The organism is Solibacillus sp. FSL K6-1554, assembly GCF_038005185.1.
GTDB lineage: Bacteria > Bacillota > Bacilli > Bacillales_A > Planococcaceae > Solibacillus > Solibacillus silvestris.
This window is the reverse complement of sequence record NZ_JBBOSS010000001.1, coordinates 3,321,193-3,344,891: the sequence shown is the minus strand read 5'-3', so window position 1 is coordinate 3,344,891 and position 23,699 is coordinate 3,321,193. Positions and strand designations below refer to the sequence as shown.

The following is a 23,699-nucleotide window of genomic DNA, read 5'->3' as shown; positions in this document are numbered from 1 at the left end:
TTATTTAGCCATTTTTGGTGTCGCTTATATGTCGTCCGACACCTCCGCGAATTTCAGTAGCCAGTCTGTAATTACAGGAACCATTACTGCCGACATCTGGGAGGTTCCCGAAATTCCGGTGATTGCCTGCGGTATGGAAGATTCGACTGCTAAAGTACCGGGCGATGAATCCGCGCCAACTCCTGAAGGCAAGGCTACTGATGCTTCAGTAGTTACCGTGAAAGATGCAATAATCGGCGAAGAAGTTGAGATTGATTGCGGAGATTTAAGTGATGCAAAAGAGGGAGAAGTTGAAACAGATAAATCTAAAGAAGTGGATTGTAAGAAAACAGCTGCACCTGAATCAACTGAAAAAGTAACAATCAATTGTAAAGATGAAGATGAAGAAAAAGCTGCAGAAGATGAGGAAGTACCAGCTACTGAAAAAGATAAAGAGGAAAAGTCAGCAGAGGATATTAAAGAGCCTGCTGTTGATAAAGAAAAGGCAGAAAAAGAAAAAACAGCCGAAGAAGTAAAAACACCGGCTACTGAAAAAGAAAAAGAAAATGGAAAAGAAAACGCACCGGAAAACACAGAAACACCGGCTACTGAAAAAGAAAAGGAAGCCAAACCGCCAAACGAATCAATCACTGAGGAAAAAGCAGTGAATAAAGAAGATGGGGTTAAGACAGGTGGGGATAAAATTAAAGAGAATGAAGGGCAGAAACCGAACAATGAAAGTCCAAATCCACCGAAAAGTAACGATTAGAACAAATCTGATGAGAGTTCATAAATGCTAGAACTGTAAAAATTGGTGTCGACTAAAACAGCGATAGTGAAATATTAAATAACAAATATCATGAAAAGGGTGGTATGAGTGAGAAGTACAAAGAAAAAAACAGCAAATGGGAAAATAATGAAATGGGTAAATAATATTATTACAGCTATTTTAATGACGTTACTAATTAGCTTAGCTTTCATCGTGGTTGTTTCAAAAGCATCGGGTGGAGAACCACAATTTTTCGGGTACCAATTAAAAACAGTACTTTCGGGATCCATGGAACCAGGAATTCAAACAGGTTCCATTATCGCTGTTAAAATTGCGGAAGATAAAACTAACTATAAAGAAGGCGATGTCATCACTTTCCAGGAAGCAGAAGATATGTTGATTACTCACCGCATTACGGAAGTAGTTAAAAATGGCGATTCTGTACTTTACCGTACAAAAGGTGATAACAACAATGCGGAAGATATGAATCCGGTTATGGCGGAGAATGTTGTGGCTCAATACACTGGCTTCACAATGCCGTATGTAGGGTACTTCAATAACTTTGCTTCTTCGAAAAACGGAGCATTTTTATTAATCGTTCCAGGTCTGCTTTTACTTTTATACTCAGCATTTACACTTTGGAAAGCTATCTCTTTAATTGAAATTCCTCAAAGAAAACAAGCTGAAGTAATTGCAGAAGATACTGGAAAAAGCACATCTTGAATCGATTGCAAGGATATGGAGGCATTATATGAAAAAACTGTTTCAAATTTTACCGCTTCTTTTACTTTTTAGTTGGGTATCGTTATCTCCCTTTACTAGTGTGTATGCAGAGGGTGAAAATGATGATACGGAAGTTAAAGAAATAGACATCAGTATCACACCGACAGATACTCTATTTGAAGTTAGTAATATGAAGCCGGGTGATTGGGCGCCTAGGACAATTACAGTAAAGAATATCGGGAGTAAAGATTTTGAATATCAAATGCAGCTACAAAATAGTGGAGATGAAAAGCTGTTTAATGAGCTGCTGTTGGAGATCAAAGCTGGTGACGATGAACTATTTCAAGACAAATTGGCTAACTTTAAATCATTGCCACTAAGAAAACTGACAACTGGCAACGAGGAAAATCTGGAAGTAACGATTCGCTTTCCGGAACATCTCGGAAATGAATTTCAAGCACTTCAATCTTCATTTGCTTTCACTTTTACAGCTGAAGGAGATGAAAGCGAGCCGGTTCAGGAAGAAATTATAGGGCAGATTTCCAGCTTAGGAAGTCCAATGTCACCGGGGGGTTCGATTTTGCCTGACAGTTCAACAAACCTAATAAATTATCTATTACTCTGTGGGGCTCTTGTGGTAGGCGGAATCGTCATGGTCATCATCATTTATTACAGAAAATTGAGATTAGTCCAATAACCTTATAAATTAGAATGTTGAAAAGCTGCTGAGGGGTTGTATTACTTGCCTTTGTAGCTTTTCCATTTTTAAAGTAGGTAACCGTAAATATAGAAAAGACTAGTTCTTTTTGTAGCTTTCTACATGTTACCGCTCGCTATTACAAAATTTTAGTGGATTGAAATTAAACGCCTAACCAAGCATTTAATGCTTGGTTGGGCTTTTTCTTTTAGTGTGGGCCCAAACACAGTATAATAGAAGAAAGAAATGAAAAGTTTTCCACGATTCAATGGTGTGATTGAATCGGATCTTTCATATTATGGAACAAGACGGGAGCAATCAGTATGAAATCAGCTTTGTCTTCACCGTTCTTCTTTCAGGCAGGACCGAGAGCGGTACTATTATTACATGGGTTTACAGGGAGTTCGGCAGATGTGCGGATGCTTGGACGCTTTTTGGAAAAGCACGGCTACACATCACTTGCCCCACATTATAAAGGACATGGTGTTCCGCCAGAAGAACTCATTGTCTCAAATCCCGAAGAATGGTGGCAAGATGTAAAAAACGGGTATACTCAATTAAAAGAGGCAGGCTATGAAGAAATCGCCGTTGCAGGGTTATCGCTCGGTGGCGTATTTTCACTCAAGCTTGCGACAAGTCATCCGGTGAAAGGCGTTGTCACAATGTGCTCGCCGATGACGATGCGCACGACAGACATTATGTTTGAAGGCGTACTTGAATATGCAAAACAATATAAAAAACAACAAGGTAAAAATGAACAGGAAATTGAATTAGAGATTGAAGCAATCAAGCAGCAGGGAATGGCATCACTGCCAGAACTGCAGCAATTAATTTACGATGTACGAGAGACAATCGACTTACTATATGCGCCGATTTTGGTAATCCAATCGCGCAACGACAAAGTCATCAACCCCGATTCAGCCAATATTATTTATGATACCGTCGAATCGATCGACAAAAAAATCAGCTGGTATGAGCATTCGGGCCACGTCATCACACTCGACAAAGAAAAAGACCAGCTTCATGAAGAAGTTCTCACGTTTTTAAATTCGTTAGATTGGATAGTCTAATGGTGTGAATAAATTTTTGTTCAGCTTATTTATAAACGTTTAGTAGTTGATTGAAGTGGAGTTTCGACTCTAGCGGGATAAGCGTGACGCCTGAGACTACTGGCTCAGGCCACGCCCGCGGAAAGCGTAACCGTAACGGAAATCAACGGCTTGTGAAGCACTTCTTAAATAAACCTGAACTTTATTTTCTGTTCAAAGGAGGGAAATAATACATGACTCAACAAAATGAATTACAACAGCGCGTCCTCGATATGATGAAGGACGATGGCTATAAACCGATGACCGTATCGGAAATTGAAGATGCACTAGAATTAGAAGAAGCGGATGATTTCCGTGAGTTAGTCAAAACACTCGTAAAAATGGAAGCACAGGGACAAATCGTGCGCTCCCGTTCAAATCGCTACGGTTTACCGGAACGCATGAACTTACTGCGCGGCCGCTTTATCGGTAACGCGAAAGGATTTGGTTTCGTCGCACCGGAAGAACAAGGCATGGACGATATTTTCATCCCGGCACACGAAGTTAATGGTGCACTCAATGAAGATACCGTGCTCGTACGTGTATTAAAGGAACAATCAGGTGACCGCCGTGAAGGGACGGTTGTTAAAATCGTCGAACGCAGCAAAACATCATTTGTCGGTACATACCAGGCGAATCGCGGTTTTGGTTTTGTCGTTACAGATGATAAGAAATTGAATATGGATATTTTTATCGCAAAAGAGGATGCACTGGGTGCGGTCGACGGACATAAAGTCGTTGTAGAAGTAACGCACTGGCCAGATGCAACGAAATCTGCGACAGGGATGATCACGAAAATTTTAGGTCATAAAAATGATCCGGGTGTGGACATTTTATCGATCCTTTATAAATATGATATTCCGCCAGAGTTCCCGCAAGAGGTTGTCCAAGCGGCAATCGATGTACCGGATGAAATTACCGAACAGGACTTAGTCGGTCGTCGTGACCTGCGCAATGAAGTGATCGTGACAATCGATGGTGCCGATGCGAAAGACTTGGATGATGCCGTTACCGTTGTTAAAAATGACAATGGCACATATAAGTTAGGTGTACACATTGCCGATGTCAGCTATTATGTGACACAAGGCTCTGTACTGGATCAGGAAGCGTATGAACGCGCGACTTCTGTTTACTTGACGGACCGCGTAATTCCGATGATTCCGCACCGTTTATCAAACGGAATCTGTTCATTGAATCCACAGGTGGACCGTTTAACATTGTCATGTGAAATGACGATTGACCAGGCTGGGCAAGTTGTGAAACATGAAATTTTCCAAAGTGTGATTAAAACGACGGAGCGTATGACGTATTCGGACGTTTATAACATTTTAGAAAATCCGGACGAAAACCCGGAATTAATGGAGCGCTATGAAAACTTAGTGCCGATGTTCAAAGATATGGCTGATTTAGCGCAAATTCTACGCAACAAACGTATGGCGCGCGGTGCGATTGACTTTGATTTCAAGGAATCAAAAGTATTAGTGAACGAAGACGGCTGGCCGACTGACATCGTGTTACGCGAACGTACAGTTGCAGAGCGTCTGATCGAGGAGTTCATGCTTGCAGCGAACGAAACGATTGCAGAGCATTTCCACTGGATGGAGCTGCCGTTCATCTACCGTATCCACGAAGATCCGAAGCCTGAAAAATTACAACGCTTCTTTGAATTTGTTACAAATTTTGGTATTATGATCAAAGGTACTGGAAATTCGGTACATCCGAAAGCATTGCAGGAAGTTATTCGTTCGATTGAAGGCTTGCCGGAAGAACCAGTTATTTCAACGATGCTGTTACGTTCGATGCAGCAGGCAAAATATTATGCCGAGTCATTAGGTCACTTCGGTTTATCGACAGAGTTTTATACGCACTTCACATCACCGATCCGTCGTTATCCGGATTTAATCGTCCATCGTTTAATTCGTACGTATTTAGTGAATGGCGATACATCGAAGGAAACGGTTGTACAGTGGAGTGCGGTAATGGATGAAATTGCGGACCATACATCTGGCCGTGAGCGTCGTGCCGTTGAAGCAGAGCGTGATACAGATGCACTGAAAAAAGCGCAGTTTATGTTCGATAAAATCGGGGAAGAGTTCGAAGGGATCGTGTCATCGATTACGAACTTCGGTATTTTCGTAGAGCTTGAAAACACGGTGGAAGGACTTGTGCATATTTCGAATATGACCGACGACTACTACCGCTTTGAAGACCGTCATATGATGATGATCGGTGAGCGTACTGGCCGCCAGTTCCGCATCGGGGATGAAGTGAAAATCCGTGTTGCAAATGTCGTAATTGAGGAATCTTCGGTCGATTTTGAAATCGTCGATATGGTGAGCAGTCCACGTCCGGCTCGTCGCCAAACATCGAAAGTGATTCATGCAGGTCGCCGAGAAGGCCGCAAAAAAGATGATGAGCGTACAGGCGAAAAACGTGACCGTAAATCACGTGGTGGAAGCAAGGCGCGCCCTGAGAAAGAAAAACGTTCAGGCTCGTCTGACCGTGATCCACGCGGGCGCCGCAAAGAAGGAAAGTCAGGCGATAAGCCGAAGTTTTACGAAGGCATCGCAAAAGGCAAAAAGAAAAAAAGTAAAAAGAAATAGTAAGGTGTGAAGCTATGATGCAATTTCGGCATCATAGCTCTTCCACTTAAAATAGAGGTGTAAAGCGAATGGCAAAAGGCGCAGGTAAAGTTTTAGCTCAAAACAAAAAAGCGAGCCATGACTACTTCATAGAAGAAACAATTGAAGCCGGGTTGGTACTGACAGGAACGGAGATTAAATCCGTACGTGGTGCCCGTGTCCAGCTGAAGGAAGCGTATATTAGTGTGATGGGCGGAGAAGCATGGGTAAAAAATATGCATATTTCGCCATTCGATCAAGGGAACCGCTACAATCATGACCCATTACGCGAACGCAAGCTGCTCTTACATAAAAAGCAAATCAGTGAATTAGTCGGTGCCGTAAAGCGTGACGGCTATACCATTGTTCCGCTGAAAATGTATATTAAGGACGGCTATGCGAAGCTACTAATCGGTCTTGCAAAAGGTAAAAAAGATTACGATAAACGTCATGATATGAAGAAGAAAGAAGCGAAGCGTGACATGGAACGTGCTTTCAAGGAACGCCAGCAATAACCGGTAATCCGTTGTTTTAAGCGGCAATTAATAAATTAACCAAAAGAGATGTGTTAAACGAATTTGTTTATTTTTTAACACATCTCTTTTTTTCGGGCAAAAATAGTGGTTTTCAATCTAAAAAATGGGGGTACAAATGTAAGATGATGTAGACGTAAGGTTGAGATAACAGAATTTGGGGTGTTTTAGTCAATGGCAATAGCATACGTAGGGGGATTTCCACAAGTGAATGGATTACGCAACGCAGAACTGGTCGATAAAGTTGTTATTTTAGTTGAAAAGTATAGTGTACATGGGCATTGTTTAGCATTAGTCGAAGAAATAATTGCCGACGAGTATCCGAATTATAATATGATTTTCCAGCAGCAGGTCGGGATGCCGGTAAATGAATATATTACGAAAGTTCGTTTACACAAAGCAGAAGGGTTATTGGAAGATACGGAAATGGACTTCAAGGAAATTTCAAAAATGATTGGCATGAATGGTTACTTTGAATTTACACAATTGTTCAAGCGTTTCCACGGGATGACACCCGTTGACTACCGCAACCAGCTGTATAAACAAGGTTAAGAAAATATTGGCAGTGTACGAGAGAAGCAGATTTACTTGCAAGCTCAACCGGTTTGTCATATAATTGACTGTACTAGCCAGTGTGTATCTACTCATACGGTACACGTTTTTAAGAGCATTTCGCTCTTTTCCGAACTTAACTCGGGTTTACTACTACTCGGGGACGTTACGGATTCGACAGGGGTGGTTCAAGCTCTGGTCGCGCGTCGGAGGTCTCGTCTTCGTCAACAACGGAAGTTATATAATAACTGGCAAACAACAAAACTTCGCTTTCGCAGCTTAATAGCGCGTAGCACTCAGCCTGTCTATCGCCCATGTAGACTACGCTGGGTTCAACTTAAGTGGGATACGATCGTTGGCACCACCTGAGTCAACGGTAAGAGATTTCCAGGTTAGCGATTCGGACGCCTGTTTGTCGGCATAAGAACTCGCGAATTGCAAGTAGACAAACTACACGCGTAGAAGCCGGCGTATTGGAGCTTCTGGACGTGGGTTCGACTCCCACCGTCTCCATTCATGAATTTTCTAGAGTTGTCTAGAGTGATCAAAACCCTTGTAAATCAAGGGTTTTTTCTTTTTTAGTTGAATTGAGTTTTCTGGGATTTTTATCGGAATCTGGCTAAAAATCTGGCTACTTTTTGGTCAAGATTCTGAGTTTAAGTACGCCACAAATTTATTAATTGTATCGTTTTTTGCACGTTTTGATAGGTGCGTATATATGTTGAGCGTTGTTTGCACATCTGTGTGACCTAATCGTTCTTGTACTTCTTTGACACTTGCACCCGCTTCGAAAAGTAAAGAGCAATGCACATGACGAAATGAGTGAACATGTGTATAGGGCAAGTTGTAATTGTCGATGATTTTCATGAGCCACTTTCTGGGAACTGTTTGCTGCAATAAACCATTTTGTTCGTTTGTAAACATCAATTGGCTTTTGTCCCTCACATTTGGAAATTTACCTTGCTGAATCTTTTTCCATTCAGATAAGGTGCTGCATGTTTCATCATCGATTAAAAGCTGGCGTGAAGTATCGGTTTTCGTTGATTTAATATAGAGCTTGTTATTTTTACCTCTTGAAAGAGCTTTTGTAATGAACAGTTCCTTTGTATCGAAATTTAAATCCGCCCAGGTTAATGCAAGTGCCTCACCTTTACGGATACCTGAAAATGCAAGCAGATAGAAAAATGCGGTGATTTGAGCGTTACCATAGTGCTTTAAACATTGTAGAAAGTTAATTAGCTGCTCCTTTGAATAGTAGTTAACCTCAGTATCTAATACAGTAGAAGCTTTGGTTTTTGGAAGATCGACTAGCTTGAAGGGATTAGAACTGATGTACTCACGCTTAATTGCAAAATCTATCACTTTAGATGCGTAGGTTTTAACCATTCGAAACCTTTTTAGTTTCAAGGAACAGTCATCAACAAAGCTTTGGCAAATTGCTACACTCAATTTCTCAATACGGTAGTAACCTATTGCAGGTAAAATATGATGTTTGAAAATACCTAAGGTTTTTACAAATGTACTTTCTTCAACGGTTCTTTCATAGTGCTGAATCCAGACATTATATATATCCTCGTATGTTTCAGTTTTAGGCTTCTTATATTCCCCATTCTTAACTTCAACTCTTAATTGAGCTAATGCTAGGGTAGCTTCTTTTTTCGTTAGAAAACCACGTCTAGTAACGTGAATTTGTTTGCCTGTTTCGCTATCCATTCCTAAATAAAGTTTAAACATATAGTAGGTTTTGCCATCTTTTTTTGTATACGATTTAATATTGTCTTTCATTGAAATGCCTCCTAGAACCATACAGGGAAACTAGGGGTAAAGTTAATGCTACGATTAACTATATTGTAAGTATAGCGTATAAAAAAAGGTTTCCCAATAAATCAGCTAACTTTATTTTGGTAGCATTTAATGTTGAAATAATGATGATAGTAAAAAGGCTTTTGTAATTAGTGGTTGGATGTTTGCAAAATCTATTATTACACTACACAATTGGAACAAACTGTGCATTAAGGATGTGATTATTTTGGTTACACCAAAAATAAACCTCTATGTGGATGATTTAAGAGATTGTCCGAGTGGTTTTGTCGTTGCAAGAACCTTTCAAGAAGCTATTCACTTACTTGAAAATCACGAAGTAGAGATACTTTCTCTTGACCATGATTTAGGAGAGGATCTACAAGGTAATCTATTGCCAACAGGTTATGATTTAGTAAAATATATTTGTGAAAAAGGGTTACGGGCAAACAAAATATATATTCATACGGACAACCCTGTTGGTAGAGAGAATATGTATCAAACGCTGCATGGGGCAAAGCGAAGAGGATTCATAGATTCAGATATTGAAATTTACCATTATCCGATTACTAAAAATAAGTACTCTGGTTAGTTATTTGCAAAACATTATCAGAACATTCCATCAAAATTATTGAGTACTCACTAGCAATCAAATAAGGTACCCCACTACTTATAGTGAATACCTGTTAAAAATAGAAAAAGAACAAGTGCCAAAATACAATTAAATGTACTTTGGCACGGAATGAGATTCAATTAACAATCATTTATACAGTTTGATTAAATGACTTTACTAATATATTACCTAATTCAGGGATGCAATGAATATATAAATCTATTGTTGTTTTTATATTTGTATGACCTAAGAGGTGTTGGATAAATTCAACATCTTTTGTTTGGTAATACATGCGAGTAGCACAAGTGTAACGTAAACCGTGAACTGGAACATGTTTTAGTCCGTGTTGAGTTTGGAACTTTTTTAACCAAGTGATTAATTTGTAGTTATTGTAAAAGGTATTTTTACTGTTTGTGAAGATAAGCTGCTTTTCGCCTTGATGCTCAAGATTTTGCAACTTTAATTGCTCTCCTTGGAGCTCCTGCCATTTAAATAATGCTTGCAAAGTTTCATCATCAATATCAAGTGTTCTTTCATAATGGTTCTTCGTAACTTTAATATAAGGCTTATTCAATTTGTCAAAATCAACGGCTTGGTGAATACGGATTGTTTTGTTTTGAAGATCAATATCTTGCCATTGCAGTGCAAGAAGCTCACTTTTGCGTAAACCTAAATTTATAAGCAAGAGAAAACTTGCGATTTTTGATATATCATTTGTTGCTTTCAACTTTTGAATAAATTCGTCCGATTCATCTGGGGTATAGAATAATTTTTCGATTTGATTTTTTGTACCTTTTACAGCTTTGTTCATTGTTGTCATTAAAATGATCTCCTTTTGTGTTTTCTATTATTTTTTTATTCTTGTACATTGGTTAAAAAGTGATTGATTTCCGTTTTGGAGAATCGCTTGCTGCGACGAATTGAATTGCCACTACGCCCTGTTCAATAAGCATTTTTCAAAGATTTGTTCAAGGTTATTATCAAGAGTAAATTCAAGCTTTGTTTCAATGTTTTCAAGGCTTTGTGTAATTAAGTTTTCCATTTGTTTGTTCCTCCGTAATAGATAGTAAGTGTTATTAAGCCGTGTAAGTTGCTTAAGTGTTAATACGATATTCTATACTCTTCCAGAAAAGATAATTCAAAAAAAAGTGTCGTATACATAGAATCAGCTATTTATAAGCTTTCTAAGTCGGACAGAGGCTAAAGTAAAAATAATTAAAATTGTTTACTTCTGAACATTTGAGTTAGATAGCAATGTTGTTTAATTTAGGGAACGTCTAATTAGATAGTTATGTATATCTTATAAATCTTTTGTAGTATTAAAGTCCATGATGATTGAATTAGAAAATCCCACGTAGTTTAAAAAAAAGTTAAATAAAACTTAAATGATTTTTTCACAAAAAAAGGGTAAAGAAAAAATAACCTTTACCCTTTTACCGAAATTAAATTTTCTTGATTATAAATTCATAATCATTTGAATCTATAGAGCTTCTTCCAGACAGTTCAAGTACTTCTGCTCCTGTCATAAAATTATTGATTACTTCAGATAAAGCATCTTGAGCATCATCTTTACTGTGATATATTTCTTCATCAACTTCTTCAAGACTGCCGTCAAATTTATCTTTCATAAATATTTTATAATTCATGCTACACCACACCTCCTTCAAAACTCATATTACATTTACGACTAAGAATCCCAAAAGTTTCGATAATTACTTATAAATGTTAAAAATTCCGACAAAGCATGTAGAATGATAATACGAACACACTATGAAAGGAGCGATAATTTTGCAAGCACACCAAATTAAGCATGATTTAACAGCAGCATTACAAGAAGAATTCAATACACATAACCTGTACAAGCATGTGGTTCAGACGATACGAACGCTACTTGACGCTCAGTTAGATGAAAAACAATACGTAGAATGCCATTTTAATGACTACATGATGAAGGCTGGGGTATTAGAGCGTTACGAAAATAAAGAACTGTCTATTATTGTTCTTGTATTTCGAAAAAATATTAACGGTGAAATATTGATTCAACTAAATATCGCTGGCAATTGGTTAATCTTGTACAATCAGCTTTCAAATGCAACGATTGAGATCATTGATTGGCGAAAATAGAGTAGATGCATATTTTGCATCTACTCTATTTTGCTCAAAATGGGTAGGGGGGTGATTTACTACATGGATAAACACGAAGGGCATATGCTGTTGTTTAAGTTATAGTATAAAGTTACTTTCTAAACAATTAAAAACATGTCTTATGGTGTATTAGAGAATATCGGCAGTACATCATTTTTACAATATAATAGAAGAAATATTAGATATTATGGAGGCGATTGTATTATGAAAGAAGAAACAAGAGACATGTTATTATATATTGCATCAGGCTTTTATTTGAGTATGCAACAAACCGCCAGATTATTAGCCTACTTTTTTATCGTTTTCTATGTTCCGTATGTGCTCGCTCATTGGGTGATGGTAATATATGCACAGGTTGATCCGCTACAATTCATGCACGTATATGCTTATACAGTGACGTTGGCATTTCCATTAATGATGATCGTATCGCATTACATTCCAATGGAGCTAAATTTTGAAACGATGCAATTTGAGGTCGTTGACTAAAAGGCTCTCAATTGAATCGAGAATTAACTTTAAAAACAAACTTATCCATCTGAATTCGTCTCATGCTTATTGGTCATATAATATCGGTAAGCCTTTTTTTATGATTAAATACTTTCCCTCTTCAATATACATGTGTATTACTCGTTCGGACATTAGTATTGTAGAATCGTGAGGTGTATAGCAGTTGGTAAGGGCAAAGCAATGATGATAGCTATACGTTTTTCAACATTTATCGTATTTGTAATGGCATTGTGATTTACTTTTGCTAAAAAAAATAAACCACCCTCGCCCCCAAAGCTGAGTAGTGGTTTATTTTTAACTTTTTGCTCGCTAATCGCCTTTGAAACGATTCTGCTTGTTGATAAGATTGTTTGGTGTACCACCACTAAACAGTCTTATTTATAATCAATTCACACCAAATTATAGCATGATTTTTGAATTTTCTCTATACGGTTTGAATTGAATTATTAATTTTGATGTTCTCAAGTATGTGTGATTTATCCCTAGTAAAATGTATGTTAAGTTACATTTTTACTAGGCCTTTTAAACGTGAATTATACCCGCAAAGAATGCGTGTAAAGCCTACCAGTAAACTTGCTGTCTCGATAATCTTATCTACCAGATTGATCTAGTATTTCGGTTGCGATATGGCTCACATTTCAATTACGAAATAAACGTCTATAAAACCATCGCAGAAAATAACGATGAATTGCTCTCATTTTCTTTTGTGTTCAAAAATTGGGTAGGTACAAGGTAAATATAATGTAGCCGACCGTCTAGTAACAGATAAATTAATGAATTAATTAAAGGTATATTTTCTATTATTAATGTCCGAAAAGGACGATATATGGGGGGACGGAAAGCAGCTTTAAGAATAACAAAGATAATGGATTTGCTGATGAGCTAAAAGAAATGAGTAATAAATATATTCAAAAATCAACTAGTTGCATATTGGGTGTATGGATTACTCTCATTATTTCTTAGTATTACATTGTAAAGTGTAACGGCATAACAATTTGGTAATGGCTTCAGTAGTGTCTCATGAGCCATACTAGAGGCCTTAAAGGCGAGTAATTAAGGTAGCAAAAAAGGACTTGCATATAACTTCTACACACAAGTCCTAGTAAATTTTTCTTAATTTTATCTATCAAAAGGATTTTCACCTGTTGAAAGGTAATAATTAATATTATCTTCATTTCCTAAACTGCTGATTTCCATTGATGAATTTGTATTCAAACCTTTGTATTCAGATTTACTTTCAAGTTTTTTATCACAATCTCCTTTGTGAACAAGGTGACCGCTATGATAATTTCGATTACTATCTCTTACGATAACTACTAAGCCATTGCCTAAATCTGAAATAATTTCATCACACTCATGACATACTAAGACCATTGTACTCGCTCCTTAAGGATATTTGAATTTTATGGATAATAAAACCACTTTATCATATTAACATATATCCAATTGTTAGAGCTAGATGTGTAGTACAAGAAGTTGACGGGGCTTACAGAACATATCGCATATTGTAATTGTTGCCTAGTTCCTCAAAATAGTAGGATACGCATTTACGATACGTGTCAGACATGTATAAAAAATTAAAGGAACTATCGGGGGCATAAGTAGATAGTAGGTGTGTTGATTTGAAAGAATTAAATTTAACAAGGGCATACATAATACGGCTACCTCAAATGACGGATTCATTAAAATACATAATATTTTGGTCTTCAATTGATAGTAATTGTGGAAAAATTTGAAGATGCTATTTATTCCAGTGGGGTAAATGAATAATGGGTTAGCATTGGTAAATGAAATCGGAGTTTTATTGAACTCCTTAAATTGGTAAAATAAAATTGATGAGTAATTGTTATTAAGGGGGATAAAATTGAATTTTGTGTTTACTAATTATTATACGAATGTAAGAAATGTAGTTGATATTTATCCTAGCGTGATATTATCTAGAGACTATTTTGATGATAATGGTTATAAAACCCTATTTAAGATGCGTTATTATGATGAAAACAAAAAGGAGCATTATATAGGAGAAATTAAAGTATTACATGAAACAGATACTACAACATATAGTAAAGCACCGAAAAAATTTAATAAATTACCCGAAAGCTATTGTTCTTTAGGACAAAGCATAAGTTATTATAAAAATTTATTAGAATTTGGGGAAAACATAGCTCTTGAAATTTTAAAAGGATTAAGAGATGTTTCTATAGATGATGATATATATAGGGAATTTATAGATAATGAAGGTTTCAACGATTCATTAATACGTTTTAGTGAGGCTGAAAAAGCATTAAAAGAAGCATCTTTATTGTTTGAAAAAATTGAAATTCAAAATAACTTTGTATTTTCGTTTTCCTATAAATTAGAGAATGCGAATGAGCCACATGTTATTAATTTTAATTTTAGTAAAGATGAAATATTACCATCTCGAATTAATGCATTAGTTGGTAAGAACGGAACTGGTAAAACTCAAATATTAGCCAAAATAGCGGCTATAGCAAGTGGATATGAAAAGTCTAGAAAAAATAGTTTTTCTCCTGAAAGACCTCCTTTCAGTAAAATTATTGCTATTTCATATAGTGTATTTGATGATTTTGATAGACCAAAAGAAAGTGATAAAACATTCAGTTATAAATATTGTGGAATCAGAGATAGTAAAAATAGAGTATTTACTTCTAAGGAGATTAAAGAGAGAATTCAAAAAAATATCAATACAATTATAAAAATGAAAAGAAAATCAATATTAATAGAAGTGTTTAAAGAAATTTTTGAACATAAAAATTTAAAAGAACTGGATAAGTTTTTAATTGATGATTTTCAATTAAGTTCTGGGCAAAATATTTTACTAATGACTTTGACGGATATATTAGTAACAATTGAAGAGGAATCTCTGCTACTTTTTGATGAACCAGAAAATCATCTTCACCCTAACGCTATTTCTAACCTTATTAATATGATTAATAAAATTTTAACGGAGTTTAATTCATATGCAATTATATCTACCCATTCACCTATAATAGTACAAGAAATTCCCTCTAAATTTATTAACGTTATTGAGAGAATTGATAATATACCTTTAGTCCGAAATTTACATATCGAGAGCTTTGGAGAGAATCTATCAGATATTACAGAAGAGGTATTTGATGTAAAAAGTACTCCAAGTAACTATAAGGAAATATTAAATGAACTTAGAGAAAATTTCACTTATGGAGAGATAATAAATTTGTTTGGTGGTAAATTAAGTTTTAATGCTCGAATATATTTAAAGAGCATGTATCAGGGAAGTGATGAGGAGTGAAGAATTTATTAGTAGTTCAAAGAAGACCTATTAAAGTATATAACGATATAACTAATAGAACACAATTAGTTAAGAGAAGAGTTTTGTTAAGAGGAAAATTAAATGTGTATTTAAGATATCGTGAATACAATAGGAATAAGAATGAATTAGTTATTACACAGCCTCTTGACTATAGAAATAATGAAACTCTTAAAAAATATTTAATCTCATGCTACGGAAAAAATGCTACTTTAAATAAATTAAAAAAAGAAATTAAGGAGGTACAAGAAGTTTATTATCAAGCACATTGTCCATATTGTGAAATAAATGAACCAGGAACTTTTGACCATTATCTGCCTAAAGAAGAGTTTCCGGAATACTCTGTATTGTCATTAAATTTAATTCCGTGTTGTAGTATATGTAATAGTTATAAAGGCGAATTATGGGAGAATTCCAATTCAAGGGTATTCTTAAATTATTATTTTGATGAAATTCCTCAAGAACAATTTCTATATGCAAAGTTAGACTATACAGATGGAACGGATGTTCCAAAAATTAGTTTTGAATTAAGGAATGACAATGGAATTGATTCAAGTATATTTCAAAGAATTGAGACACACTTTGATAAATTATATTTATTGAAGAGGTATATAAAGCAGGCTAATTCTAAGGTGTCTAGTATTAGAAAAAGCTGTATTTTAAAAATAAATGGAAGAAATAATATAGTTGCGGTGAAATCCATTTTAGAAGACGACTTAGACGTACTTGAGCAACAAGTAGGATGTAATAATTGGGAATATGCATTAGTTAAATCTGTATTAGAATCTGATGAGTTTTGGGATAATCTAATTTAATTAATAATAGTACATAAAACCATCGTTTAGTAGACTATTTAAAGAAGGAGCTTGAATTAACGTTTAGGCTCTCTTTTTTTATGGAATCTGTCTATAAACTCGTCTATTATAATAAGTATACAAAACGTATAAGTTTATAGAAATGAGGGTTTAATTTTGCCTAGAATTATTGGTTATTGTCGTGTAAGTACTGAAGAACAGAATTTAGATATGCAGGAACGAGCAATTCAAAATTATGCAGATCAGAAAGGATTAGAGCTTGTTTTATATGTAGAGAAAGTCTCGAGCCGTAAGAATGAGCGTACAGAATTAATCAATGCAATGAAAGCATCTACAAAAGGTGACTTGTTCGTTGTGTATAAGCTAGATCGTTTAGCACGAAGTACAAAAGAGTTATATGAGCTAACAGACAAATTAAAAGAAAAGGAAGTAGATTTTGTATCGGTACATGATTCATTTGATACTTCAACACCAACTGGTAAAGCTATGTTTGGTATGTTAGCTGTCTTTGCAGAGTTTGAACGTGATATTATTCAGCAACGTACTAAAGCAGGATTAGAGGCTGCTCGTAAGAGAGGAAAAGTGGGTGGAAGACCTGCAATTGATGAAAAAACTAAGAAGCATGTTAGAGCATTATTTGAAGCGGGAGAAAGTGCTATAGATATTGCAAAGGAGTATGGGATTGGTAGGGCTACTGTTTATAACATAATAAAGGAAGCTACAACAGAATAATTATTGAATTAAGCATTATCAAGTGAGTCGCCAATATATGAGATTTAGCTTGCATAACATAAAGGTAAATATTTGGGGAATGTCGAAATTATATGCAGAAGTTATTTTGAATTAGGAGGACTTTGAAATGAAAATTGAAGAGTTTAATTTTGCTTTGACTGAGATAGGAATAACACAGCACATCAAAGATATCGAAGAGATTCTAAATGTGAATGTAGCCTTAATTGAGGGCGGAAGACAAGGTATGAAACATTCGCCGTTTTATAAAGTAATATCGCAGCAATTAAGAATATTATTAACAGATAATGAAGCTTTATTTCAGAGGGTACCATCAAAGAAAATCGAGTTCTCTCCTTTAAACAAAGTCTTTGTAGAATATCATGGTGGTACTAAAGGCGTGGATTTAAATAATACATTTGATTTGAATGCATCTAAACTAGATTTAGAAAGTTGGTTAGACCAAGTTATTATGGAATGTGTTATCCCTTTGGAATTACCTTCTGAAATTAGATGTGATAAATGCAACAACCGTATACGACTTGAGGACAATTCTAGTTTTGGTGGGAGAATATATATAAACAAACTTGGTAGTGTAATTAGATTTAGTCATGATTGTGGGAAAAATAGTTCCTTTGATTTTACTAATTATCAAGGTGATATGTTTAATTGGTACACTATTGAGTACTTTACAATTAGAGACGTAATTAAAATATATGCTAATAAAAATGGAGGTGCCCATGTACAAAACTCTTTGAATTATAGGAATTTTTATGGTGCCCATTTGGGGGATTCGTATTTATTAGTGATTGCAAAATACCTATTAAGAAATTTTCTTAATAACATATAAAGGGTGTGTGCATATTGAAACAAAAATATTCTTTTATAGCTGCTACATATAACCTTGAAATTTCTAAGGTACTTAATAAAGGTATTCAATTAAATGAAAGTCCATTAAGAATATCGAACTCAGATTCACTACAGAATATCGTAGATGATTTTTTTGAATATGCTATCGGAGGTATGGAGTTTAAACAATTAAAAAATGGCCCATATTATTATGCTAAAGGTGTTATTGATAGTATTGATAATCTACATGAAGGACAATATGCCCATAAGTTAATTGATTATTATTTAGTCCAAGTACAAATTTTTAATAATATATTATGGTTGATTAAAGACCATAGTATAAATACAGAGTTTGGATTTTTAAAAGTCGAGGATACTACTAATAGAACAACACATAGTAATATAAGGACTACTACATTTTATAATGCGAGAGGTTTAAAAGAAAAAGTTATTTTTAATGCTGAAGAACTTCTTAAGGCAAAAGAGTTAAACGAAAAGATTTTTATTAGAGAAAAGCAATTTAAAGGGTTTGAACTTAAGCCGCAAATTACTGAAACAATTTATTCATCTAAAAGAATCGAAAGGAGTTTTTACTTTCTTGAAGTAGCACGGTCAGAAAGTTTCTTGCCACTTAGAATATCTAACTTTGTTACTGTATTTGAAACACTATTATCAACCTCTAGTAGTGAGGTAACGCATAAACTTAGAGAAAGGTTAGCATGGATATTGGGAGAAAATATAGATGAAAGAATACATATATTTAAATTAGTTGGTGATGTATATTCTATTAGGTCAAATTGTGTACATGGAAATACAATGCCAAAGAGATATAGAACAGAAGAAAAGATTACTGATTTGTGTGTAGAGGTCGAACAGCTAGTTAGGACATTATTACTTAAAATGATTACTGATGAAGATTTATATGCATTATATGATAAGGATAATGATGAAGAAATAGAAAAGTGGCTTAATGAAAAGTGCTTAGGTAAATGATTAAAGTTAAGTTATTAAACTATCACTAATCAACATAATTGATAGCTAGCACTAGCCCCAGCAATATCAGTAGCTGGGATACTAATAAGGTATCTGCCAAGCATTTTTATGATTATTGTATAAATGAAAGGGGTTAGTTTTAACGATTCCTTTATTTATTGTGAAAACCTGTTTAAAGATAGAGAAAGAAAAAGTGCCAAAATACAAATGTACTTTGGCATGAATCGAGATTCAATTAACGATTATTTATGCAGCTCGTTTAAATGGCTTTACTAATATACCGCCTAATTCGGGAATGCAATGAATATACGTATCTACCGTTGTTGTTATGTCTGTGTGACCTAAGAAATGTTGAATGAATTTTACATCATTCGTTCGATAATAGATGCTGGTAGCACAAGAGTGACGTAAGCCATGAATTGATACAAGCTTTAATCCGTGTTGAGTTTGGAACTTTTTTAACCAGGCATTTAACTTGCTGTTATTATAAAAAGTATTTTTATTGTTTGGGAAGATAAACTGCTTGTCACCTTGATGCTCAAGATGTTGCCACTTTAATTGCTCTGCTTGAAGTACCTTCCAATTTAATAAAGCTTGTAAAGTTTCTTCATCAATATCAATTGTTCTTTCATACGAGTTTTTCGTGCTTTTAATATAAGGCTTATTCGATTCGTCCGTACCAATAGCTTGATGAATACGGATTTTTTTGTTTTGAAAATCAATATCTTGCCATTGCAGTGCAAGTAGTTCCCCTTTGCGTAAACCTAAATTTACAAACACTAGAAAAATTGCGATTTTTGAAATATCATCTGTTGTTTTCAGCTTTTGAATAAATAAATCTATTTCTTCAGATGTATAGAATAGTTTATCACCTTGTGCGTTGTCTCTCTTTCTTAATTCCTTTTTTTCCCATACGCGTAAATCTTTGATTTTAACGGGGTTTTTCATAATGAAATCGTCATAGACAGCTTGTTCTAAGCATTTTTTTAGTTCGATTGCTACCTTTGATGGTTTTTGTAATTTTTCTTTCCATACTTCAAAAGACCGCAATGTAACTTGGTGAGAAATATTTTTAAGCTTTAAATCTCCGTAAAAAGGTAGGATGTGGTTTTTGAAAATACCTTTAATTTTCCCTAAAGTACTTTTTTCAAGGGAACAATTTTGAAGGTATCTTTCATAGTGAGAATGATAGAATTGCTCAAATGTAAGGTTTGGCTTGTCAGTATCATTTCGTTGTAGCATTTCTGCTTGCTTTTGAGCATAAAAAGCTTTAGCTTCTGTTTTTGTTTTAAAACCTCGCTTTGTGATGTCGATTTGCTTTTTCGTATAAGGATCGATACCCCCATACATTTTCACCATATAATGTGGAACGCCTCTTTTCATATATTCTTTAACTGCTTTTTCCATTGTTGTCATTAGAATGATCTCCTTTTGTGATTTCCATTATTTTTTATGCTTGTACATTTTTTAAAAAGTGATTGATTTCCGTTTTGGAGAATCGCTTGCTGCGACCAATTGAAATACCTTTAAGCCCTTTATCAATAAGCTTTTGTAAACTTTTATAGGAAATTCGCATATAGTCGCAAGTTTCCTGAACGTTCAGCCATTCTTTAGCTGCATGCTCATTATGTTGACCAATTGTTTCATCAAGTTTTTTTTCAAAGTAAGAATCAAGCTTTGTATCAAGGAGTGATTCAATGTTTTTTTTAAGGATTTTTTCAAGGCTTTGTGCAATTAATCTTTCAATTTTTTCTTCGATTGATTTTTCAATAGTTTGTTCCATTTGTTTGTTCCTCCGTAATAGATAGTAGTGTTATTAAGTCAGTAAAGATTTGCTACCCCATGCTATACACTTGCAGAGATGAAAATTCATAAAAAAGTGTCGAACACATCTGATTGTCGGTTATAAGATGTGAAGGCAGCTGAAGTATAGCTACGACACTCTATACACTTGCAGAAATGAATATTCATAAAAAAGTGTCGAACACATCCGATTGTCGGTTATAAGATGTGAAGGCAGCTGAAGTATAGCTATGACACTCTATACGCTTGCAGAAATGAATATTCATAAAAAAGTGTCGAACACGTCTGATTGTCGGTTATAAGATGTGAAGGCAGCTGAAGTATAGCTACGTCACTCTACAAACTTGCAGAAATGAAAATTCTTGAAAAAGTATTGGATCCATAGAACCAGCAATTTATCAGCATTCTAAGTACGACAAAAGCCAGAATTAAGATAATAAAATTGTTTACTTCTAAACATTTGAATTAAGTAGCTATATTGTTTGATCGGAAATTTTAGATTTGAGGAGAAGGATTACATAGAGGTGTTTATTTGTATTTTAGGGTTGAGACTGACAGAAAATGTCATATAAAGTATAAGAATGTCGACTCTAAACGATTTTAAGTAATGAAAGTAATTCTTAAAACTTAGGGGAAGACTTGCATCAATTGAGGTATAAATACCAATTTCTTTTAATTAACAGTGTTTTGATATTCCATGGTACGTGCTAGTAAACGTAATGGTATTAGCCGGCTTGGAGCGAATGTAATCTGTTAAGCTCGCTTATAGTAATCCGACACAACAAGTAGGCTTACGCACGCACGAATGTATACCAATACCTGCTTCTAGTTCGAAGAAGGAAGCGAGTGCGTGCACACATATAGGAATTTGTTGTACACAGTTGTCACATTTTAGATGCAATTGTGGCAGTCCTGTCGTAAAGTCAAATTAAATTCTAAGCCAATTAATTCAAATAAATAGGGGCTATAAGAGCATTCAGACCAGCAGATTCATTTGAGGTCTAAATGTCATTTTTTTTAATTAAAAGTTTCTGGGTTTTCCATGATACGTGCCATTAAACGAAATGGCATAAGCGTGCTCGGAACGAGAGTAATCCGTAAAGCTCGCTTGTTGTAATAATACGACAACTGGTAGGTTTACTCACGGACGTATGTACAGCAATACCTGCCTCTAGTTCGAAGGTAAAACGGGTGTGTGCACACATATAGGGATTTGTTGTACATAGTTGTCACAATTTAGACACAATTATGACGTTCCTTCCGTTAAGCCAATTAAACCCTAAGCTAATAATCTCAAAAAAATAGGGGCTATAAGGATATTTAGGTCAGCAGTTGCATCTGAGGTCTAAATGCCTTTTTCTTTTTAATTGATAGAGTTTTGGTTTTCCGTGGTACGTGCTAGTAGACGAAATGGCATAAGCGGGCTTGGAGCGAGAGCAATCCGTAAAGCTCGCCTGTAGTGATCCGCCAACAAGTAGGCTTACGCACGTACGGAATGTACACCAATACCTGCCTCTAGTTCCTAGGAGGAAATGAGTGCGTACACACATATAGGAATTTGTTGTACATAGTTGTCACAATTTAGACATAATTAAAGCGTGCCTGTATTAAAGGCGACTAAATCATAAGCCAATAATTTCAAACGAATAGGGGATATAAGAACGTTCGGATCAGTAGCGACATTTGAGGTTTAAATACCAATTTCCTATTAATTAAAAGTGTTTTAATTTTATACTGCCAAATAGTTATATAACATTTATACAACTTATATCGAAAAAGGCATAGGGTGTTTCTCGGATATTAAAGCCACATTTATATGTAAAATGAAATAAGTTATACAATATTTATATAATTTTTATACAACAAATATATAACTTATATCGAAAAAGCATAGGGTGTTTCTCAGATATTAAAGCCATATTTATATGGAAAATGAAATAAGTTAAACAACATATATATAACATTTATACAACATATATATAACTTATACCGAAAGTCATAGTGCTTCTCGTATATTAATGCCGCATTTATATGGAAAAGGATATAAGTTAAATAACATTTAAACAACACTTATGTAACTTATATACAACTGTTATATAAGTTTGAAGAAAATTTAAGAGGAAGAGAATGACCGAAAAAACTACAATTAGATTCTTCCAATGAAAAAGCTCATACAGAGCAAAATAATGCTAAAAAAGTTATATAACAATTATATAACTTATGCCAAAAATAATATTAGTTACACAACATTTATACAACTTATATCAAAAAAGCCATAAAGGTTTCTTGAATATTTGAGCTATATTTATAAAATAGAGAGATTATTGCTGGAAGGAAATGATTAGGGAAACTATTAAATAATTATTCCAGTAACAATGGGTTAAATAGCGATGGAAGGATTCGACCAAAAAAACTATTATTTGATACCTCCAAGGGTTTTAGTCTAATTAGAGCTTAAAATTCGAATATAAAGATAAAAAAATTTCGAAAAAAATTCGAAAAAAATTTCAACTTTTTTATCAAAAATCCTTTAGCACCAAGGGTTGAAGGGCATTTTTACTTTGGCAATATCCCCCTAACCAATCGCTTACACATAAGGGGAATGCTGCACTACTTAACTTGTTGCCATGATTGAAGTGAAAACAGGAAAGTAGCAATGATTGCTTGCAAAATTATGTAGCGTTAAACAAGTGGATCAGCAAAAATGAATAAACTATACACTCACTTGTATTTTGTAGAAGTTAATGACCTTAGTTACGTAACTTCATACGATTGCTGATTCAATGTATGTAAATAACATAGTAATTGAAATGTTAAAAAATTATGTTAGTATATTTGATTTCGTCCTTGAAGTATTCCTTTTATAAGAATAAAGTAAGAATAGAATATAAATATTGTGCAAATAATGTAATTGAGGTGTTACAGTTGGTTGTAAAACGTTTTTATCGTACACAGCGTGATTTAGCAAAGGCTATAAATGAAGTAGTAGACGCGTATTGGCAAGAGGCGATAACTGAAGAGGAATTTATTTCTGATGTACATAGTATGTATTTAAATAACACTGACAAGTTAATGAAGGATGGGGCTTTTACAAAAATCGTTCAGCAGCAATGTGGAAAAAGAAGACTTACATTGATTAAGAAAATTGTAGAAATTAATTAGTGAAATAGTCT

22 protein-coding genes and 1 other RNA gene are annotated in these 23,699 nt (G+C 34.8%); 17 read left to right on the top strand and 6 right to left on the bottom strand.

Going from position 1 to position 23,699, the window contains the following annotated elements; all coding sequences use genetic code 11:
* The first annotated feature begins 28 nt into the window (after nucleotides 1-28).
* From MHB58_RS16635 to ssrA, 8 genes are all read left to right on the top strand, one after another.
* The gene (locus MHB58_RS16635; protein ID WP_340735673.1) at nucleotides 29-748 is read left to right on the top strand and encodes a hypothetical protein; all 720 of its coding nucleotides are present in this window, start codon (nucleotides 29-31) and stop codon (nucleotides 746-748) included.
* A gap of 108 nt (nucleotides 749-856) precedes the next feature.
* Complete coding sequence (gene sipW / locus MHB58_RS16630) at nucleotides 857-1,471, top strand: signal peptidase I SipW (protein ID WP_339263162.1); 615 nt, start codon at nucleotides 857-859, stop codon at nucleotides 1,469-1,471.
* Between the two features lie 28 nt (nucleotides 1,472-1,499).
* Complete coding sequence (locus tag MHB58_RS16625) at nucleotides 1,500-2,168, top strand: hypothetical protein (RefSeq protein ID WP_340735672.1); 669 nt, start codon at nucleotides 1,500-1,502, stop codon at nucleotides 2,166-2,168.
* Nucleotides 2,169-2,491: 323 nt separating this feature from the next.
* Complete coding sequence (locus tag MHB58_RS16620) at nucleotides 2,492-3,238, top strand: alpha/beta hydrolase (RefSeq protein WP_008408961.1); 747 nt, start codon at nucleotides 2,492-2,494, stop codon at nucleotides 3,236-3,238.
* 212 nt (nucleotides 3,239-3,450) lie between these two features.
* On the top strand, nucleotides 3,451-5,859 hold the full coding sequence (gene rnr, locus MHB58_RS16615) for a ribonuclease R (protein ID WP_340735671.1): 2,409 nt from the start codon (nucleotides 3,451-3,453) through the stop codon (nucleotides 5,857-5,859).
* Nucleotides 5,860-5,927: 68 nt separating this feature from the next.
* Nucleotides 5,928-6,392: an SsrA-binding protein SmpB gene (gene smpB, locus MHB58_RS16610; RefSeq protein WP_339263156.1), complete on the top strand. Its 465-nt coding sequence runs from the start codon at nucleotides 5,928-5,930 to the stop codon at nucleotides 6,390-6,392.
* Between the two features lie 225 nt (nucleotides 6,393-6,617).
* Nucleotides 6,618-6,962 carry a helix-turn-helix domain-containing protein gene (locus MHB58_RS16605; protein ID WP_340735670.1) on the top strand — a complete coding sequence of 115 codons (345 nt, stop codon included), beginning with the start codon at nucleotides 6,618-6,620 and terminating at the stop codon, nucleotides 6,960-6,962.
* Between the two features lie 159 nt (nucleotides 6,963-7,121).
* Nucleotides 7,122-7,478: a transfer-messenger RNA gene (ssrA, locus tag MHB58_RS16600) on the top strand.
* Nucleotides 7,479-7,604: 126 nt separating this feature from the next.
* Here the strand turns inward: ssrA and MHB58_RS16595 are convergent.
* A complete protein-coding gene (locus MHB58_RS16595) occupies nucleotides 7,605-8,747 on the bottom strand; it encodes a site-specific integrase (RefSeq protein ID WP_340735669.1) in 1,143 nt (380 codons plus the stop codon).
* A 244-nt stretch (nucleotides 8,748-8,991) separates the two neighbouring features.
* Here MHB58_RS16595 and MHB58_RS16590 point away from each other — a divergent pair, with 244 nt between their 5' ends.
* Complete coding sequence (locus MHB58_RS16590; protein WP_340735668.1) at nucleotides 8,992-9,354, top strand: cyclic-phosphate processing receiver domain-containing protein; 363 nt, start codon at nucleotides 8,992-8,994, stop codon at nucleotides 9,352-9,354.
* Between the two features lie 172 nt (nucleotides 9,355-9,526).
* On the opposite strand, the gene MHB58_RS16585 is transcribed toward MHB58_RS16590, so the two are convergent.
* Together MHB58_RS16585 and MHB58_RS16580 are read right to left on the bottom strand one after the other, a co-directional pair.
* Nucleotides 9,527-10,195 carry a site-specific integrase gene (locus MHB58_RS16585; protein WP_340735667.1) on the bottom strand — a complete coding sequence of 223 codons (669 nt, stop codon included), beginning with the start codon at nucleotides 10,193-10,195 and terminating at the stop codon, nucleotides 9,527-9,529.
* A 622-nt stretch (nucleotides 10,196-10,817) separates the two neighbouring features.
* Nucleotides 10,818-11,021: a hypothetical protein gene (locus MHB58_RS16580; RefSeq protein WP_340735666.1), complete on the bottom strand. Its 204-nt coding sequence runs from the start codon at nucleotides 11,019-11,021 to the stop codon at nucleotides 10,818-10,820.
* Nucleotides 11,022-11,163: 142 nt separating this feature from the next.
* Here MHB58_RS16580 and MHB58_RS16575 point away from each other — a divergent pair, with 142 nt between their 5' ends.
* Together MHB58_RS16575 and MHB58_RS16570 are read left to right on the top strand one after the other, a co-directional pair.
* Nucleotides 11,164-11,499, top strand: a complete 336-nt coding sequence (locus MHB58_RS16575) for a hypothetical protein (protein ID WP_340735665.1) — start codon at nucleotides 11,164-11,166, stop codon at nucleotides 11,497-11,499.
* A 225-nt stretch (nucleotides 11,500-11,724) separates the two neighbouring features.
* Nucleotides 11,725-12,006, top strand: coding sequence for a hypothetical protein (locus MHB58_RS16570; RefSeq protein WP_340735664.1), 282 nt, complete (start codon nucleotides 11,725-11,727; stop codon nucleotides 12,004-12,006).
* Between the two features lie 1,140 nt (nucleotides 12,007-13,146).
* On the opposite strand, the gene MHB58_RS16565 is transcribed toward MHB58_RS16570, so the two are convergent.
* On the bottom strand, nucleotides 13,147-13,401 hold the full coding sequence (locus MHB58_RS16565) for a hypothetical protein (RefSeq protein WP_259420310.1): 255 nt from the start codon (nucleotides 13,399-13,401) through the stop codon (nucleotides 13,147-13,149).
* A gap of 499 nt (nucleotides 13,402-13,900) precedes the next feature.
* On the opposite strand from MHB58_RS16565, the gene MHB58_RS16560 reads away from it, so the two are divergent.
* From MHB58_RS16560 to MHB58_RS16540, 5 genes are all read left to right on the top strand, one after another.
* Complete coding sequence (locus MHB58_RS16560; protein WP_340735911.1) at nucleotides 13,901-15,319, top strand: ATP-dependent nuclease; 1,419 nt, start codon at nucleotides 13,901-13,903, stop codon at nucleotides 15,317-15,319.
* Complete coding sequence (locus MHB58_RS16555) at nucleotides 15,316-16,152, top strand: HNH endonuclease (protein WP_340735663.1); 837 nt, start codon at nucleotides 15,316-15,318, stop codon at nucleotides 16,150-16,152. The genes MHB58_RS16560 and MHB58_RS16555 overlap by 4 nt, the downstream gene beginning before the upstream one ends.
* A 156-nt stretch (nucleotides 16,153-16,308) precedes the next feature.
* On the top strand, nucleotides 16,309-16,884 hold the full coding sequence (locus MHB58_RS16550; RefSeq protein ID WP_340735662.1) for a recombinase family protein: 576 nt from the start codon (nucleotides 16,309-16,311) through the stop codon (nucleotides 16,882-16,884).
* Between the two features lie 127 nt (nucleotides 16,885-17,011).
* Entirely contained in the window at nucleotides 17,012-17,731 is a 720-nt protein-coding gene (locus MHB58_RS16545) for a hypothetical protein (protein ID WP_340735661.1), read from the top strand.
* 14 nt (nucleotides 17,732-17,745) lie between these two features.
* A complete protein-coding gene (locus tag MHB58_RS16540; RefSeq protein WP_340735660.1) occupies nucleotides 17,746-18,723 on the top strand; it encodes a hypothetical protein in 978 nt (325 codons plus the stop codon).
* Nucleotides 18,724-18,969: 246 nt separating this feature from the next.
* On the opposite strand, the gene MHB58_RS16535 is transcribed toward MHB58_RS16540, so the two are convergent.
* Nucleotides 18,970-20,139 (bottom strand): tyrosine-type recombinase/integrase, encoded by a 1,170-nt coding sequence (locus MHB58_RS16535; protein WP_340735659.1) that lies wholly within the window; start codon nucleotides 20,137-20,139, stop codon nucleotides 18,970-18,972.
* Nucleotides 20,140-20,173: 34 nt separating this feature from the next.
* Nucleotides 20,174-20,506, bottom strand: a complete 333-nt coding sequence (locus MHB58_RS16530; protein ID WP_340735658.1) for a helix-turn-helix domain-containing protein — start codon at nucleotides 20,504-20,506, stop codon at nucleotides 20,174-20,176.
* 2,936 nt (nucleotides 20,507-23,442) lie between these two features.
* Between MHB58_RS16530 and MHB58_RS16525 the strand changes: the two genes are divergently transcribed.
* Nucleotides 23,443-23,688, top strand: coding sequence for a TIGR04540 family protein (locus tag MHB58_RS16525; RefSeq protein ID WP_340735657.1), 246 nt, complete (start codon nucleotides 23,443-23,445; stop codon nucleotides 23,686-23,688).
* Nucleotides 23,689-23,699: the final 11 nt, after the last annotated feature.